Raw genomic sequence first — 14530 nt, 5'->3', positions numbered from 1 at the left:
GAGCCGCATGACCTACCGCGTCTGTTTCGTGTGCACCGGCAACATCTGCCGTTCCCCGATGGCAGAGTCCGTCTTCCGCGCCCGCGTCGCGGAGGCCGGGCTCGACGACCGGGTCGAGGTCGACAGCGCCGGCACGGGCGGCTGGCACGAGGGAGACGGCGCCGACCCGCGTACCGTGGCCGTCCTGGAGGAGAACGGCTACGACAGTGATCATGTCGCACGGCAGTTCCAGCCCTCCTGGTTCTCCCGCCTGGATCTGGTGATCGCCCTGGACTCCGGGCACCTGAAGGCCCTGCGCCGCCTCGCGCCCACCGCCGAGGACGCGGCGAAGGTGCGGCTCCTGCGCTCCTTCGACCCGGCCGCCGACGGCGATCCCGACGTACCGGACCCGTACTACGGGGGGATGGACGGCTTCGAGGAGTGCCTTGAGATGGTGGAGGCGGCGAGCCTCGGCCTGCTCGCCGCGGTACGCGAGAAGGTGGAGGGACGGGCAGCATGAGCTCAGGGGATGCCGGCACGGCCGGCGCGGGGTACGGCGACGGCACGCGCGCGGTCCGCGCGGGGCTGCCCGAGCCGGTCAAGCACGAGCCGACCCTGCCGGGTCCCGTCTTCGCCGCGCACTACCACCTGCCCGGCGAGCCGACCGGTCCGTACACCTATGGGCGGGACGAGAACCCCACCTGGAGCCGTCTGGAGCGCGCGATCGGCGAGCTGGAGGCGCCCGGGGAGGACGGCGTGGAGACCCTCACCTTCGCCTCCGGCATGGCCGCGATCTCGGCCGTCCTGTTCTCCCAGCTGCGCGCGGGCGACACCGTGGTGCTGCCCTCGGACGGCTACCAGGTGCTGCCGCTGGTGCGCGAGCAGCTCACGGCGTACGGCATCGAGGTGCGTACCGCGCCGACCGCCGGCGACGCCCAGCTCGGCGTCCTCGACGGCGCACGGCTGCTGTGGATCGAGACCCCCTCCAACCCGGGACTCGACGTCTGCGATGTACGACGGCTCGTCGAGGCGGCCCATGCGCAGGGCACCCTCGTCGCCGTGGACAACACCCTGGCGACCCCGCTCGGCCAGCGGCCCCTGGAGCTGGGCGCCGACTTCTCCGTGGCCAGCGGCACGAAGATGCTCACCGGGCACGGCGACCTGCTGCTCGGATACGTGGCGTCCCGGAACGCCGGGCCGATGACCTCCGTGCGGCGCTGGCGCAAGATCGTCGGCGCCATCCCAGGTCCCATGGAGGCCTGGCTGGCGCACCGGTCGCTCGCCACGCTCCACCTGCGCGCCGACCGGCAGACTGCCAACGCGCTCGCCGTCGCCGAGGCGCTGCGCGGCCGACCCGAGGTGACCGGGCTGCGGTATCCCGGCCTGCCCGACGATCCGTCCCACAAGGTCGCCGCGCAGCAGATGCGGCGCTTCGGCTGTGTGGTGTCGTTCGCGTTGCCCACACGCGCGCGTGCCGAGCGTTTTCTGGATGCGCTGCGCCTCGTCGACGACGCGACGAGCTTCGGAGGGGTGCGGTCCACCGCCGAGCGACGTGGACGCTGGGGCGGTGACGCGGTACCGGAAGGCTTCATCCGGCTGTCGGTCGGCGCCGAGGATCCCGAGGACCTGGTGACCGATGTGCTCCGTGCGCTGGAGGAGTCGGCGCACTGACCACGTGCCGGCCGCCGGTCACCGCCTGGGCTACGCACCTCGGGGGAGCCGGTCCGCCGGTCAAGGATGCCGTTCTACGTACGACGGACGGTCCGAGCCTCCCCCCTCATGGCTCGGACCGTCCCGGTTCCGCGCGCAAAGAACCGCGCGAACAAGGCTAGTTGACTCTGTGTCAGTGTCCAATCACAGTAGCGACAGAGACCTATCGACTTATTTATAGTTGGGCGCGTCCGGGGGTGCGGGGAGCGGAGGGAGCACCATGGATCTGGCCCTGCTGCGCACCTTCGTGACCGTGCACCGGGCCGGCTCGTTCACCCGCGCCGCGGCGCTGCTCGGCCTCTCACAGCCGGCGGTCACCTCCCAGATCCGCACGCTGGAACGGCAGCTGGGCCGCCCCCTGTTCCTGCGGCAGGCTCGCGGGGTGACACCCACGAGCATCGGCGACGAACTCGCACACAAGGCCGCGCCCCATCTCGACGCCCTGGTGGAGATCGCCGAGACCGGGCTCGACGAGCAGGTGTCGCTGCGCACCCTGCATCTCGCCGGGCCGCCGGAGTTCACCGCAGAGCGCGCCCTGCCCGCGCTGGCGGAACTGACCGGCGACGACGGCCAAGGGCTCGCCCTGCGCGCCTCCTTCGGGACCGTGGACGAGACACTGGAAGGGCTCGCCGCCGGGCACCACGATCTGGCCATCACCACGGCCAGGCCGCGTGGCGCGCTGCTCACGGCGACTCCGCTGTGCGACGAGGAACATGTCCTGGTCGCCGCCCCGCGGTGGGCGTCCCGCATCGGGCCCGGCAGGCTGCGCCGCAAGGGTGCCCACGCGCTGGAGAATCTTCCGGTGGTCGAGGTGCACGAGTCGCTGCCGTTCGTCTCCCGGTACTGGGCCTCCGTCTTCGACTCCCGCCCGGCCGCCGCCGGCACGGTCATCGTCCCCGATCTGCGCGCCGTGCTCAGCTGCGCCGCAACCGGTGCCGGGCTCGCCGTACTGCCGCGCTACCTGTGCGCCTCGGCACTGGAGCGGGGTGAGGTGGTGGCCCTGCACGAACCTGCGGTTCCGCCGCTGCGGACCTATTTCCTCGTGGTCCGCACCGGGACGCTTGCCATGCCGCCCATAGCCCGGGCCCATGAGTGGCTGCTGCGGGCTGCGGCCGACTGGTGCTGAATGACTACCCTTCGTGACGAAGATGCGGGCGACGGTGACCGGGTCCGGCGAAGGCTTCGGCCGCCCACCGTGTGCATCGCCCGGTGTTCACCCGGGATGGGGTGCGATGTGGGGCGGGCGATGTTTCACGTGGAACATGCTGGGCCACATTTCTCCCATGACCGTTCGCCCCGTGGTCAAGCGCACCGCCCGCGCCATCCTGCTGGATGGTGACGATCTGATCCTGATCAAGCGAACCAAGCCCGGCGTGGATCCCTACTGGGTCACTCCGGGTGGCGGGGTCGAGCCGTCCGACACGACCGTCATCGACGCGCTGCACAGGGAAGTCGACGAGGAACTCGGTGCCAAGATCACCGATGTGGTGCCCTGCTTCGTGGACACGGTGGAGCACATCGGCGAAGGCGGCGGCCCGACCGGCGTGAAGGTTCAGCACTTCTTCGTCTGCCGTCTGGAGTCGATGGACGAGCGCCTTCGGCACGGTCCCGAGGTGGAGGAGCCGGCCGGGGAGTACGAGGTCGTGCGGGTGCCGTTCACCCGCGTGGGCATCGCCTCGGTCCACCTCGTCCCGCTGTCGCTGCGGCACTACCTGGACGGGAACATCGAGGGCGTACGCGCCATGCATGCGCCAGACCTGGGCTGAGAGCCCGGGCTGACGTTTCACGTGAAACGTCTGGCCCTGGGCCGTGCGGTCGGGTGAGACATGGCCAAAAGCATGTGTGTTACGCCTCAAACCAGTGGACGCCGGTGGTCCATGTCGGACAGCCTGACCAGCGTGTCGACACCTGCCCTCGCCGCTCTGCCCATCCGCCGTCTGACCCCCCGCGACCTCCATGCCTGCGCCGACTTGTCCCAGGACCGGGGCTGGCCCCGCGAGGAACACAAGTGGGGCCTGCTCCTGGCCGCCGGGAAGGGATACGGCATCGACGATCCCGAGGGTGGTCTCGTGACCGCGTGTGTCGTCACCGAGTACGGGTCCAGCTACCGCCCCGACCTCTGCGCCATCGGCATGGTGCTCGTCGCCGAGCGGCACGCGCGCCAGGGCGTCGGCCGCCGGCTGATGCGGCATGTGGTCGCGGAATCGGGCACCGCCCCGCTCACGCTGTACGCGACCCCGTACGGTCGCCCCCTGTACGAGGAGCTGGGCTTCAAGGCCATCGGCAGCTCCGAGATGGTGCATGGCCACTTCACGGCCGGCGGACCGCCCCCTACCGTCTCCACCCGTCCGGCCACCGCGGAGGATCTCGCCACCCTTGTCCGGCTCGACGAGGAGGTGTTCGGCACCGACCGCACGCACATGATCACGCGGTTGCCCGCCTTCGCCGACCAGTTGCGGGTCGCAGAGGAGAAGGGGCGGATCATCGGGTACGCGGCTGCCTGGCCCAACATGAACACCCAGGTCGTGGGTCCCCTCATCGCCCGCGACACCGAGACGGCGAAGGCACTCGTCGCCTCCTTGGCCGCGCACACCGACCGCCCGCTGCGCACGGATGTCGATGTACGGCACGAGGGCCTGCTGGCCTGGTTGAAGGAGCGGGGTCTCGCCTCGGCGGGCGTCAACGCGGTCATGACGTACGGCATCCCGGACCTGCCCGGCGACTGGACCCGGCGTTTCGCCCCGCTGACGGTGGCGGCGGGCTGAGCACAGCCGCACGGCGCGACGCGGGCTCCCGGGTGCGTGGGGGCACGCGTCGCGTTCGCAGAGCCACTCAGTGCCGCACTGCGGTGCGCCGTTCGCCGGGCGCGACGCCCGCCACGACCCTGCTCGAGGCCGTCTCCCGGCGCTCCAGCGCGGCGGAGAGGAAGGCCAGCAGCAGGGCGGACACGGCGAGGACGGCGCCGACCCAGTTGGGGGCGGTGTAGCCGAGTCCGGCGGCGATGACCAGGCCACCGAGCCAGGCCGACAGGGCGTTGCCGAGGTTGAAGGCACCGATGTTCGCGGCGGAGGCGAGGGTGGGAGCGCCGTGCGCGTGGTCCAGCACCCGCTTCTGCAGGGGCGGCACGGTTGCGAACCCGAGGGCGCCGATCAGCACGATCGTGACCGCGGCGAGCGTCTTGGTGTGCGCGGTGACGGTGAACAGCGCGAGCACGAGGGCGAGACCGCCCAGTGACACGTACAGCATCGGCATCAGGGCCCGGTCCGCGTACTTGCCGCCGATGAGGTTGCCGCCGACCATGCCGAGGCCGAAGAGCACGAGCAGCCAGGTGACCGAGCTGTCGGCGAAGCCGGTGACATGCGTCATCATCGGCGCGATATAGGTGATGGCCGCGAACACACCGCCGAAGCCGAGCACGGTCATCGCCATCGCGAGCAGCACCTGCGCGTTCTTGAAGGCGGCCAGTTCGTGGCGCAGATGCACGCCCTCCGGCCTCGGCATCTCGGGCACGAGCTTCGCGACCCCCAGCAGCCCGACCACGCCGAGCACGGCGACCAGCGTGAAGGTGACCCGCCAGCCTGCGGACTGTCCGACGAGTGTGCCGAGCGGGACACCGACGACGTTGGCGATCGTCAGACCGCTGAACATCATGGAGATGGCGCCGGCCTTCTTCTCCGGTACCACCAGATCGGCGGCGACCACCGAGCCGATACCGAAGAACGCGCCGTGGGCCAGGGAAGCCACCACCCGGCCCACCAGCATCAGTCCGAAGGCCGGGGCGACGGCGGACAGCAGATTGCCCACGACGAACAGGCCCATCAGAAGCATCAGCATCCGCTTGCGGGGCACCTTGGTACCGAGCGCCGTCATGATCGGAGCGCCGAACATCACTCCCAGGGCATAGCCGGTCACGAGGAGCCCGGCGGTAGGGATGGAGACGCCGAAATCGCTCGCGACCTCGGGCAACACACCCATGATCACGAACTCTGTGGTTCCGATCCCGAAGGCTCCGATGGCGAGGGCCAGAAGCGCGAGGGGCATGGGGGACACCTTCCCAATGTTTGCGTGAGCATCTTGCGCGCTTCGACAATAATTGCAGACGCGCTATATATGCAAACGCCGTCTATTGCGACCGTGCTCTACCCTGGTGGTGAGCTGCTCCGGGATGGAGGACAACGCCATGTCAGCGACGGACCCCGCGCTCACCGCCCTCGCCCAGGGCTGGTGTGCCCTCTCCCTGCTGCACGGGAGGATCGAGGCCCACCTCGAACGCGCGCTCCAGGCCAAACACGGGCTGAGCGTGCGGGAGTACTCCTTGCTGGATGTACTCAGCCGTCAGCACGACGGCGAGGGAGGACACCTGCAGATGAAGCAGGTCGCCGACGCGGTCGTCCTCAGCCAGAGCGCCACGACCCGACTGGTGACCAGACTCGAGGACCGCGGTCTGCTCTCGCGGTATCTCTGCCCCACCGACCGCCGCGGCATCTACACCAACGTCACCGAAGCCGGCCTCAAGCTCCTGGAAGAGGCCCGCCCCACCAACAACGCCGCTCTCCGCGAAGCCCTCGCCGAGGCGGCGAAGAAGCCGGAACTGGCACCACTGGTCCGCGTCGTCGAGTCCTTGGACGTGCCGGCCTAGCGCCATCCGCTCCCGGCCCCCCGGCACGTTCGAAGCGGCCCTAGGGTGCGGGCATGGGAGAACTCGACATACGGCCCGCCGTCGCGGGCGACGTCCCCGCGATCGTCGCCATGCTCGCCGACGACCCGCTCGGCGCCCAGCGGGAATCACCGGACGACCTGACGCCCTACCTGAACGCCCTGAAGCGGGTGAGCAGCGACCCGAACCAACACCTCGTGGTCGCCGTACGCGACGGCCGGGTGGTGGGCACCCTCCAGCTCACCATCATTCCCGGACTGTCCCGCATGGGCGCCACCCGCTCCATCATCGAGGGCGTCCGCATCCATGCCGACGAACGCGGCAGCGGCCTGGGAACGCAACTCATTGAATGGGCGATCGATGAATCCCGGCGCGAGGACTGCCAGTTGGTCCAGCTGACCTCCGACGCCACCCGCACCGACGCCCACCGTTTCTACGAACGCCTCGGCTTCCAGGCGTCGCACGTGGGCTTCAAACGGCAGCTCTGACACCGCTCACCGGTGAAGGGCCTGTTTCACGTGAAACAGGCCCTTCCTGACCCTCAGCGGGACTACCGGATCCCCCTCCACCCGTCCTGGTCCACACCGCCGGGTACGGGAGCCCCCTCCTCGTACGGCTGGCGCGTGAACACGAACGACCCGAGGTCCAGGTGGCTCACCGATCCGTCCGGCCGCCGTACCGCCTTCAGGACCTCCCCCGCGTAGTAGCCGTCCAGTCCGGTCCAGGTGCCGTCCCCGTTGGGCCGCAGACGCGCTCGCCGACCCACACCGGACAAGGGCTCCAGCGTGACACCCCCATCGGCCGTCAGCCGCAGGACGAATCCCTGCGTGCCCCAGTACCACTGCCCCACCAGTTCCAGCACCGCCCGGTCCACGTCGGGCAGCGGCCGCCACGGCTCGGGGATCCGCGGCTCCGCCTCCGCCACGATCGCCACGAGGTCGGCGGCAACGGAGGAGACAGCCGGCCCCGACGTGCAGTTGGCCAGCACGACGGCCGCCACGTCATCCTCCACGCTCAGGGTGAGATCGGCCAGGAACCCGGGCAGGGAACCGGAATGCCCGATCAGGAGACGGCTGTCCCGGCGCTGAAGCCGCAACCCGAGACCGTACGCAGAACCCGCGACCACATCCGACGCCTCGGGCGGCGCGGCAGGCGTCCGCATCTCCCGTACGGACTCCGCACTCAGCACCCGCTCGTCACCCTGCGCCAGGAAGACAGCGAAACGGGCCAAGTCGCCGGTGGTCGACCACAGTTGACCGGCCGGAGCCATCCGCCCGAGATCCTCGGCCGGCTCCGGCAGCATCACATCCGCCCACGGATGCACTGCCCACCCGCCCGCATGCGGTGCCTGCGGCCGACCGCCGGTCCGGTGCAGCCCCAGCGGCTCCAGCACCTCACGCCGCAGAACGTCCTCCCACGGCGCCCTGCGCACCTCCTCGACCAGAGCGCCCAGCAGCGTGTAGCCGGGGTTGGAGTAGTGGAACCTGCGCCCGACCGGATGCCGCAAGGGATGCTCGCCCAGCACGTCCGCCAGCTCGGGCCGCAGCGTTCCGGGCGTCCGTTCCCACCACGGCCCGGGCGACTCCGCCGCGAGACCACCGGTGTGCGCGAGCAGATCGGCGATGGTCGCCTCCCCCACCCCTGTGCCGGGCAGATGTTTCTCCAGCGGATCGCCCAGATCCAGAAGCCCCTCGTCACGCAGTCGCAGGACGAGAACCGCTGTGAACGTCTTGGTGATGGACCCGATCCGGTACTGCACGTTCTCGTCCGGAGCATGGCCGTCCACGCAGGATCGCGCACCGTGCCACACCGTCCGCCCACCCCGGACAACGGCCGCCACCAGTGACGGCGCCCGCCCCTCGGCCTGCGCCACGGCGATCCGGTGCAGCAGGGCCCGGCGCGTTGCGGGAAGCAGCTCTTCCTGAGATGTCGTCATGGCCCCAGTCCACCCGGCACGGCGTCCCGCGTCGAGCCCCTGCACGGTTACCAGGTGGTTTGGGGACGAGCGTAGTCCCGGGTCGGAAGTGCGCGCACGCTTCGAGGCCGCTGGCGAGGGCCTGGACGCGGGCTGCCGGAGCGGAACTCGCGTGGACAAGCCTCCGGGTGTGTGACCCGCTCGATCGTGCCGCGCGGTCGATGCGCTTCCCCGGCCGGTCGGACGGGCGGATCAGCGCAGTCCGGCGAAGAGATCGTTCTCGGGTATGGCCGCGCCGGTGGCGTCCTGGACACGTACGAAGGTCTCCATGCCCATCAATTCGCCGAACCTCTCCTTGCCCATCTTGAGGAAGAAGATGTTCTCGCCCTGACTGGCGTGCGCGGCCAATGCGTCGAACTTCTGACTGCTGAACGCGGTGGTGTCCACCCACGTGGTGATCTCATCGTCGGGGAGGCCGATCTCGGCCAGCGCGGCGGTCTCGGCAGGATCCGGCTCCGGCATGTCCTCATGAAACTCGCGCATGATCTCGCCGAACCGCTGCATCATCGAGCGGGGCACCGTGGTCCAGTACACCTTCGGTGTCAGCGCGGTCATCTCCAGCGCCGCCATCGTGATGCGGTGGGCCTGGATGTGGTCGGGGTGGCCGTAGAAGCCGTTCTCGTCGTAGGTGACGACCACATCGGGTCGGTAGTGCCGCATGAGTTCCGCGAGTCGGGCCGCGCCTTCCTGCACGGGGGTCTGCCAGAAGGATCCGGGGGCCTCGTTGCTCGGCCAGCCCATCATCCCGGAGTCGGCATAGTCCAGCATCTCCAGATCGCTGACCTTCAGGACGTCACAGCTCGCCTCAAGTTCCTGACGGCGCATCAAGGCGACCGCCACCGGATCGTGCCCGGGATCGCCCGGCTTGACACCCCCCGGTCCGTCACCGCAACGGCCGTCGGTACACGTCACGAGAACCGTGCGGATGCCTTCCGCCGCGTACCGCGCGAGGACCCCTCCGGTGCCGGTGGCCTCGTCGTCGGGGTGGGCGTGTACTGCCATGAGCGTCAACGGCCGGTCAGTCATGAAACAGTCCTCCTGCAGAAATACGTCTTGGTCCCGAGTGTGCGCCGGGCATGTCGCGATCTTGGGACCCGGACCCTGCTGGGGCGGACAACCTCGTGGTCTCCGCGTTCCCAGCCCGGGCGGCGCCGGTCCCACGGTCGATGTAACCGCGCCGGCCGGTCCGGCTGTTCCTGGCGCGGCCGCTTGGCCTTCCAAGCGTCGCGTTCAACCCGAACGAGGTAGAGGCGCGACCCGCATGTTTCAGCGCCACGTCGGATCCGACTTCCACCCAGCGATCAGCCTCCAGGGGTTCTACCGTCTGAACCGCTCCGGGTCTGATGGAGGCTCGATTCCCTGAGAGGATCGAGTCATGGCACGTCCGAATCTCAGCTGGATGGCGTACCGCCATCACCCCGCCGAGAACCACGAGATTCCGCCACGAAATGCGAGATCCTGCAAGAAGACGGATCAGGTCTGTGCCATGTCCACGAACCGGGAGTAGTGGCCCTGGAAGGCGACCGTGATCGTCGCGGTGGGGCCGTTACGGTGCTTGCCGACGATGATGTCCGCCTCGCCCGCGCGCGGCGACTCCTTCTCGTAGGCGTCCTCACGGTGCAGCAGGATCACCATGTCGGCGTCCTGCTCGATCGAACCCGACTCACGCAGGTCGGACACCATGGGCTTCTTGTCCGTCCGCTGCTCCGGACCACGGTTCAGCTGCGACAGCGCGATCACCGGCAGCTCCAGCTCCTTGGCCAGGAGCTTCAGGTTTCGCGACATCTCAGAAACCTCCTGCTGCCGGCTCTCGGACCGCTTGGAACCGGACTGCATCAGCTGCAGATAGTCGATGACGACCAGTTTCAGATCATTGCGCTGCTTCAGACGACGGCACTTCGCCCGGATCTCCATCATCGACAGGTTCGGCGAGTCGTCGATGTAGAGGGGCGCGGCCGAGACGTCCGGCATACGACGCGCCAACCTCGTCCAGTCCTCGTCCGTCATCGTGCCCGACCGCATGTGATGCAGTGCCACCCGAGCCTCGGCGGACAGCAGACGCATCGCGATCTCGTTGCGGCCCATCTCGAGCGAGAAGATCACGCTCGGCAGGTTGTGCTTGATGGCAGCCGCTCGGGCGAAGTCCAGAGCCAGCGTCGACTTACCCATCGCGGGACGCGCGGCAATGATGATCATCTGGCCCGGGTGCAGACCGTTGGTGAGCTGGTCCAGATCGGTGAAGCCGGTCGGCACACCGGTCATCTCCCCCGACCGTGAGCCGATCGCCTCGATCTCGTCGAGCGCACCTTCCATGATCTCGCTCAGCGGGAGATAGTCCTCCGCCGTGCGCTGCTCGGTCACCGCGAAGATCTCGGCCTGAGCGCTGTTGACGATCTCGTCGATGTCGCCGTCGGCCGCGTATCCCATCTGCGTGATGCGCGTACCGGCCTCCACCAGGCGCCGCAGTACCGCACGCTCGTGCACGATCTGCGCGTAGTACTCCGCGTTCGCCGCGGTCGGCACCGTCTGCACCAGTGTGTGCAGATACGAAGCGCCGCCGACCTTGGTGATCTCACCACGCTTGGTCAGCTCCGCCGCGACCGTGATGGGGTCGGCCGGCTCACCCTTCGCGTACAGGTCGAGGATCGCCTGGTAGATCGTTTCGTGCGCCGGTCGGTAGAAGTCATGGCCCTTGAGGATCTCCACGACGTCCGCGATCGCGTCCTTGGACAGGAGCATGCCTCCGAGGACGGACTGCTCGGCGTCCAGGTCCTGCGGGGGCACCCGCTCGAAGGCGGAGCCACCCCCCTCCCACGCGCCGCTGTCCGGCCCCCTGTCGTGCTGCTCGTCACGGCCCCGGCCGCCCTCGCCGCGTCGGCGGGAGGCGGGGACACGATCGCCGGGGCCGCTGTCGGCCCACTGATCGTCCAAGGGCTCGGAAATGCTCACCGGGCCGCCTCCTCCCGTCCGCCGCGCGGACCTCGCCGTGCACCCCAGTTCTAGGGCACGACACTGACAAAGCGAGAAGCCCAGCTCCGGTTCAGACGCGTCGGCCGGGCGCGTCGTCCGAGGACGGAGAGGGAGTGGGCGCCGGACCACGTTAGGCCCCTGGGCACCGTCAGCCAATCTGGTTATCCACAGGCCATGTGGACGAGACGCCCAACACTGTGGACAACTCCGCGAAACCTGTGCACGACACGGTGGACAGCTCTGTGAACAAGCCCTCAGCTGATTCCTGACAACCCATCTGACCTGGAGATTTCCCGTCCACCGCTTGTGCAGAAGAAAAACTTTCCCAGTCGGATCAAGATCGCCACCGACCGTGGACAGCGCGGTGGGGCACAGCGTCTAAAGTAAGGGACACAATGCCATTGCGGCTCTTACCTGTGGACGATTAGATTGGTGGCCATGACACAGGCTCCCGCGACACCCCGCGCCCTTGGACGCCGGCACGACCGGGAGATCGTCGCACTGGCCGTCCCGGCCTTCGGCGCACTCATCGCGGAGCCCCTCTTCGTGATGGCCGACAGCGCGATCGTCGGCCATCTCGGCACCGCACAGCTGGCCGGCCTCGGCGTCGCCTCGGCACTTCTCACCACCGCCGTCAGCGTCTTCGTCTTTCTCGCCTACGCCACCACGGCCGCGGTCGCGCGCCGCGTCGGCGCGGGCGATCTACGATCCGCCATCCGCCAGGGCATGGACGGCATCTGGCTGGCGCTACTGCTGGGCGCGGCCGTCATCGCCGTCGTCCTGCCCACGGCACCCGGCATCGTGACCCTCTTCGGCGCCTCGCCGACCGCGGCCCCTTATGCGACCACGTACTTGCGGATCTCGGCACTCGGCATCCCCGCGATGCTGGTCGTGCTGGCGGCTACCGGCGTGCTGCGCGGACTGCAGGACACAAGAACACCGCTGTACGTGGCAGTCGCGGGCTTCATGGCGAACGCCGCCCTCAACGCGGGGCTCGTTTACGGCGCGGACCTGGGCATCGCCGGATCCGCATGGGGCACCGTGGCCGCGCAGTGCGGGATGGCGGCCGCGTACCTGTACGTCGTCGTCCGCGGCGCCCGTCGGCACGGCGCCTCGCTGCGGCCGGACGCGGCCGGGATACGTGCCTGCGCGCAAGCGGGGGCACCGCTGTTGATCCGTACGCTCTCGCTGCGGGCGATCCTCATGATCGCAACGGCCGTCGCCGCGCGGCTCGGGGACGCCGACATCGCCGCGCACCAGATCATCCTTTCCCTGTGGAGCCTGCTCGCGTTCGCGCTGGACGCGATCGCCATCGCAGGGCAGGCGATCATCGGACGCTATCTCGGCGCGGACGACGCGTGGGGCGCCCGCGCAGCATGCCGCCGCATGGTGCAGTGGGGCATCGTCGCCGGCCTCGTGCTCGGACTGCTCGTACTCATGGCCCGGCCGCTGTTCCTCCCACTGTTCACCAGCGACTCCGCGGTGAAGGCCACGGCACTGCCCGCCCTGCTGATGGTGGCACTGTCGCAGCCCGTATGCGGGATCGTCTTCGTCCTGGACGGAGTCCTGATGGGTGCGGGCGACGGGCCGTATCTCGCCTGGGCGATGGTCGTCACCCTGGCCGTCTTCGCACCCGTGGCCCTGCTCGTCCCCACGCTCGGCGGCGGACTCACCGCCCTCTGGGCGGCGATGACTCTGATGATGACGATCCGCATGCTGACCCTGTGGCTGCGCGCCCGCTCCGGTCGCTGGATCGTGACGGGCGCGACGCGCTGACCGTTTCACGTGAAACATGCCCTGGTGACGACTCCGGCCACTGAAAAGGGGCCGCACCCGTCACGGGTGCGGCCCCTTTCAGAGCTGCTCAAGCCGAGGGCAGCGATCAGGCCGCGACGACCTCGATGTTGACCTTGGCGGCAACCTCGGGGTGCAGACGCACGGACGTCTCGTGGGCGCCCAGCGTCTTGATCGGCGCACCGAGCTCGATGCGGCGCTTGTCGACCTCGGGGCCACCGGAGGCCTTGATCGCCGAGGCGATGTCGGCCGGGGTGACGGAACCGAAGAGACGGCCGGAGTCGCCGGAGCGGACGGCCAGGCGGACCTTCACGCCCTCGAGCTGGGCCTTGACCTGGTTGGCCTGCTCGATGGTCTGGATCTCGTGGATCTTGCGAGCGCGACGGATCTGCTCGACGTCCTTCTCGCCACCCTTGGTCCAGCGGATCGCGAACTTCCGCGGGATCAGGTAGTTGCGGGCGTACCCGTCCTTGACGTCGACGACGTCGCCCGCGGCGCCGAGGCCGGAGACCTCGTGAGTGAGGATGATCTTCATGAGTCGGTCACCCTTCCTTTAGCGCGCGGTGGACGTGTAGGGCAGCAGCGCCATCTCACGGCTGTTCTTGACGGCCGTGGCGACGTCACGCTGGTGCTGCGTGCAGTTGCCGGTCACGCGACGGGCACGGATCTTGCCGCGGTCGGAAATGAACTTCCGCAGCATGTTCGTGTCCTTGTAGTCCACGTACGTGACCTTGTCCTTGCAGAATGCGCAGACCTTCTTCTTCGGCTTGCGCACAGGCGGCTTCGCCATGGTGTTTCTCCTGTGTGATCAAGAAGTGTGGGGTACGGCCCGCCTAGAAGGGGGGCTCGTCCGAGTAGCCGCCACCGCCGCCGGAGCCACCGCCCCAGCCGCCGCCCTGGCCGCCTCCGCCCTGGCCGCCGGCGGGAGCGCCGGTCGCCCACGGGTCGTCGGCCGGAGCACCGCCCTGACCGCCGCTGGGGCCGCCGCCCCAGCCGCCGCCCTGACCGCCACCGCCGGCGTAACCGCCCTGGCCACCGCGGCCGGCGGTCTTGGTGACCTTGGCCGTGGCGTTGCGCAGGCTGGCGCCGACCTCGTCGACGTCGAGCTCGTAGACCGTGCGCTTGACGCCCTCACGGTCCTCGTAGGACCGCTGCTTCAGCCGGCCCTGCACGATGACGCGCATGCCTCGCTGAAGCGACTCGGCGACGTTCTCCGCCGCCTGGCGCCAGACCGAGCAGGTCAGGAAGAGGCTTTCGCCGTCCTTCCACTCATTGGTCTGACGGTCGAAGGTGCGGGGAGTGGACGCGATGCGGAACTTCGCGACCGCCGCACCGGACGGGGTGAAGCGCAGCTCGGGGTCATCGACAAGGTTGCCGACGACCGTGATGACGGTCTCGCCTGCCATGGGGGAACCTCTCGGCGGGTTTGCTGCTGGCTGCTGGTG

General features: G+C 69.2%; 15 protein-coding genes. 8 read left to right on the top strand and 7 right to left on the bottom strand.

The annotated features are described in order from the left end of the window. Nucleotides 1–7: 7 nt before the first annotated feature. The 5 genes from ACIRC0_RS18605 to ACIRC0_RS18585 all read left to right on the top strand — a co-directional run bounded on the left by ACIRC0_RS18605 (nucleotide 8) and on the right by ACIRC0_RS18585 (nucleotide 4454). On the top strand, nucleotides 8–499 hold the full coding sequence (locus tag ACIRC0_RS18605; RefSeq protein ID WP_403617214.1) for a low molecular weight protein-tyrosine-phosphatase: 492 nt from the start codon (nucleotides 8–10) through the stop codon (nucleotides 497–499). Beyond that, nucleotides 496–1650 carry a cystathionine gamma-lyase gene (locus tag ACIRC0_RS18600; RefSeq protein ID WP_403617213.1) on the top strand — a complete coding sequence of 385 codons (1155 nt, stop codon included), beginning with the start codon at nucleotides 496–498 and terminating at the stop codon, nucleotides 1648–1650. The genes ACIRC0_RS18605 and ACIRC0_RS18600 overlap by 4 nt, the downstream gene beginning before the upstream one ends. A 259-nt stretch (nucleotides 1651–1909) precedes the next feature. After that, on the top strand, nucleotides 1910–2815 hold the full coding sequence (locus tag ACIRC0_RS18595) for a LysR family transcriptional regulator (RefSeq protein WP_403617212.1): 906 nt from the start codon (nucleotides 1910–1912) through the stop codon (nucleotides 2813–2815). Between the two features lie 157 nt (nucleotides 2816–2972). Beyond that, nucleotides 2973–3455, top strand: coding sequence for an NUDIX domain-containing protein (locus tag ACIRC0_RS18590; RefSeq protein ID WP_200421664.1), 483 nt, complete (start codon nucleotides 2973–2975; stop codon nucleotides 3453–3455). A 132-nt stretch (nucleotides 3456–3587) separates the two neighbouring features. After that, nucleotides 3588–4454 (top strand): GNAT family N-acetyltransferase, encoded by an 867-nt coding sequence (locus ACIRC0_RS18585; protein ID WP_403617211.1) that lies wholly within the window; start codon nucleotides 3588–3590, stop codon nucleotides 4452–4454. A gap of 67 nt (nucleotides 4455–4521) precedes the next feature. On the opposite strand, the gene ACIRC0_RS18580 is transcribed toward ACIRC0_RS18585, so the two are convergent. Beyond that, the gene (locus ACIRC0_RS18580) at nucleotides 4522–5730 is read right to left on the bottom strand and encodes an MFS transporter (RefSeq protein ID WP_403617210.1); all 1209 of its coding nucleotides are present in this window, start codon (nucleotides 5728–5730) and stop codon (nucleotides 4522–4524) included. Nucleotides 5731–5869: 139 nt separating this feature from the next. Between ACIRC0_RS18580 and ACIRC0_RS18575 the strand changes: the two genes are divergently transcribed. Then, nucleotides 5870–6328 carry a MarR family winged helix-turn-helix transcriptional regulator gene (locus tag ACIRC0_RS18575; protein WP_200421661.1) on the top strand — a complete coding sequence of 153 codons (459 nt, stop codon included), beginning with the start codon at nucleotides 5870–5872 and terminating at the stop codon, nucleotides 6326–6328. Between the two features lie 53 nt (nucleotides 6329–6381). Beyond that, on the top strand, nucleotides 6382–6834 hold the full coding sequence (locus tag ACIRC0_RS18570) for a GNAT family N-acetyltransferase (protein WP_403617209.1): 453 nt from the start codon (nucleotides 6382–6384) through the stop codon (nucleotides 6832–6834). 62 nt (nucleotides 6835–6896) lie between these two features. Here the strand turns inward: ACIRC0_RS18570 and ACIRC0_RS18565 are convergent, their stop codons facing one another. From ACIRC0_RS18565 to dnaB, 3 genes are all read right to left on the bottom strand, one after another. Next, entirely contained in the window at nucleotides 6897–8282 is a 1386-nt protein-coding gene (locus ACIRC0_RS18565; protein ID WP_403617208.1) for a serine hydrolase domain-containing protein, read from the bottom strand. Nucleotides 8283–8513: 231 nt separating this feature from the next. Then, nucleotides 8514–9347 (bottom strand): PIG-L family deacetylase, encoded by an 834-nt coding sequence (locus tag ACIRC0_RS18560; protein WP_403617207.1) that lies wholly within the window; start codon nucleotides 9345–9347, stop codon nucleotides 8514–8516. 447 nt (nucleotides 9348–9794) lie between these two features. After that, complete coding sequence (gene dnaB / locus ACIRC0_RS18555) at nucleotides 9795–11270, bottom strand: replicative DNA helicase (RefSeq protein ID WP_403617206.1); 1476 nt, start codon at nucleotides 11268–11270, stop codon at nucleotides 9795–9797. Between the two features lie 459 nt (nucleotides 11271–11729). Here dnaB and ACIRC0_RS18550 point away from each other — a divergent pair, with 459 nt between their 5' ends. Continuing rightward, nucleotides 11730–13067 (top strand): MATE family efflux transporter, encoded by a 1338-nt coding sequence (locus ACIRC0_RS18550; RefSeq protein WP_403617205.1) that lies wholly within the window; start codon nucleotides 11730–11732, stop codon nucleotides 13065–13067. 106 nt (nucleotides 13068–13173) lie between these two features. On the opposite strand, the gene rplI is transcribed toward ACIRC0_RS18550, so the two are convergent. Genes rplI through ACIRC0_RS18535 form a run of 3 tightly spaced genes read right to left on the bottom strand, consistent with a single transcriptional unit; the run spans nucleotide 13174 to nucleotide 14491 of the window. Beyond that, complete coding sequence (gene rplI, locus ACIRC0_RS18545) at nucleotides 13174–13620, bottom strand: 50S ribosomal protein L9 (RefSeq protein ID WP_030786327.1); 447 nt, start codon at nucleotides 13618–13620, stop codon at nucleotides 13174–13176. 18 nt (nucleotides 13621–13638) lie between these two features. After that, nucleotides 13639–13875, bottom strand: a complete 237-nt coding sequence (gene rpsR / locus ACIRC0_RS18540) for a 30S ribosomal protein S18 (protein WP_003949403.1) — start codon at nucleotides 13873–13875, stop codon at nucleotides 13639–13641. A 43-nt stretch (nucleotides 13876–13918) separates the two neighbouring features. Beyond that, complete coding sequence (locus ACIRC0_RS18535) at nucleotides 13919–14491, bottom strand: single-stranded DNA-binding protein (RefSeq protein ID WP_403617204.1); 573 nt, start codon at nucleotides 14489–14491, stop codon at nucleotides 13919–13921. Between the last annotated feature and the right edge of the window lie 39 nt (nucleotides 14492–14530).

Source organism: Streptomyces sp. NPDC093984 (assembly GCF_044764595.1).
Classification (GTDB): domain Bacteria; phylum Actinomycetota; class Actinomycetes; order Streptomycetales; family Streptomycetaceae; genus Streptomyces; species Streptomyces cynarae.
The sequence above is the reverse complement of the archived record's forward strand: the minus strand, read 5'-3'. Positions and strand labels throughout refer to the sequence as shown.

What these genes read in the sequence shown, in the direction of transcription:
- ACIRC0_RS18605 (WP_403617214.1), top strand. Translation starts at nt 8, where the DNA reads ATGACCTACCGCGTCTGTTTCGTGTGCACCGGCAACATCTGCCGTTCC.
- ACIRC0_RS18600 (WP_403617213.1), top strand. Translation starts at nt 496, where the DNA reads ATGAGCTCAGGGGATGCCGGCACGGCCGGCGCGGGGTACGGCGACGGC.
- ACIRC0_RS18595 (WP_403617212.1), top strand. Translation starts at nt 1,910, where the DNA reads ATGGATCTGGCCCTGCTGCGCACCTTCGTGACCGTGCACCGGGCCGGC.
- ACIRC0_RS18590 (WP_200421664.1), top strand. Translation starts at nt 2,973, where the DNA reads ATGACCGTTCGCCCCGTGGTCAAGCGCACCGCCCGCGCCATCCTGCTG.
- ACIRC0_RS18580 (WP_403617210.1), bottom strand. Translation starts at nt 5,730, where the DNA reads ATGCCCCTCGCGCTTCTGGCCCTCGCCATCGGAGCCTTCGGGATCGGA.
- ACIRC0_RS18575 (WP_200421661.1), top strand. Translation starts at nt 5,870, where the DNA reads ATGTCAGCGACGGACCCCGCGCTCACCGCCCTCGCCCAGGGCTGGTGT.
- ACIRC0_RS18570 (WP_403617209.1), top strand. Translation starts at nt 6,382, where the DNA reads ATGGGAGAACTCGACATACGGCCCGCCGTCGCGGGCGACGTCCCCGCG.
- ACIRC0_RS18565 (WP_403617208.1), bottom strand. Translation starts at nt 8,282, where the DNA reads ATGACGACATCTCAGGAAGAGCTGCTTCCCGCAACGCGCCGGGCCCTG.
- ACIRC0_RS18560 (WP_403617207.1), bottom strand. Translation starts at nt 9,347, where the DNA reads ATGACTGACCGGCCGTTGACGCTCATGGCAGTACACGCCCACCCCGAC.
- ACIRC0_RS18550 (WP_403617205.1), top strand. Translation starts at nt 11,730, where the DNA reads ATGACACAGGCTCCCGCGACACCCCGCGCCCTTGGACGCCGGCACGAC.
- rplI (WP_030786327.1), bottom strand. Translation starts at nt 13,620, where the DNA reads ATGAAGATCATCCTCACTCACGAGGTCTCCGGCCTCGGCGCCGCGGGC.
- rpsR (WP_003949403.1), bottom strand. Translation starts at nt 13,875, where the DNA reads ATGGCGAAGCCGCCTGTGCGCAAGCCGAAGAAGAAGGTCTGCGCATTC.
- ACIRC0_RS18535 (WP_403617204.1), bottom strand. Translation starts at nt 14,491, where the DNA reads ATGGCAGGCGAGACCGTCATCACGGTCGTCGGCAACCTTGTCGATGAC.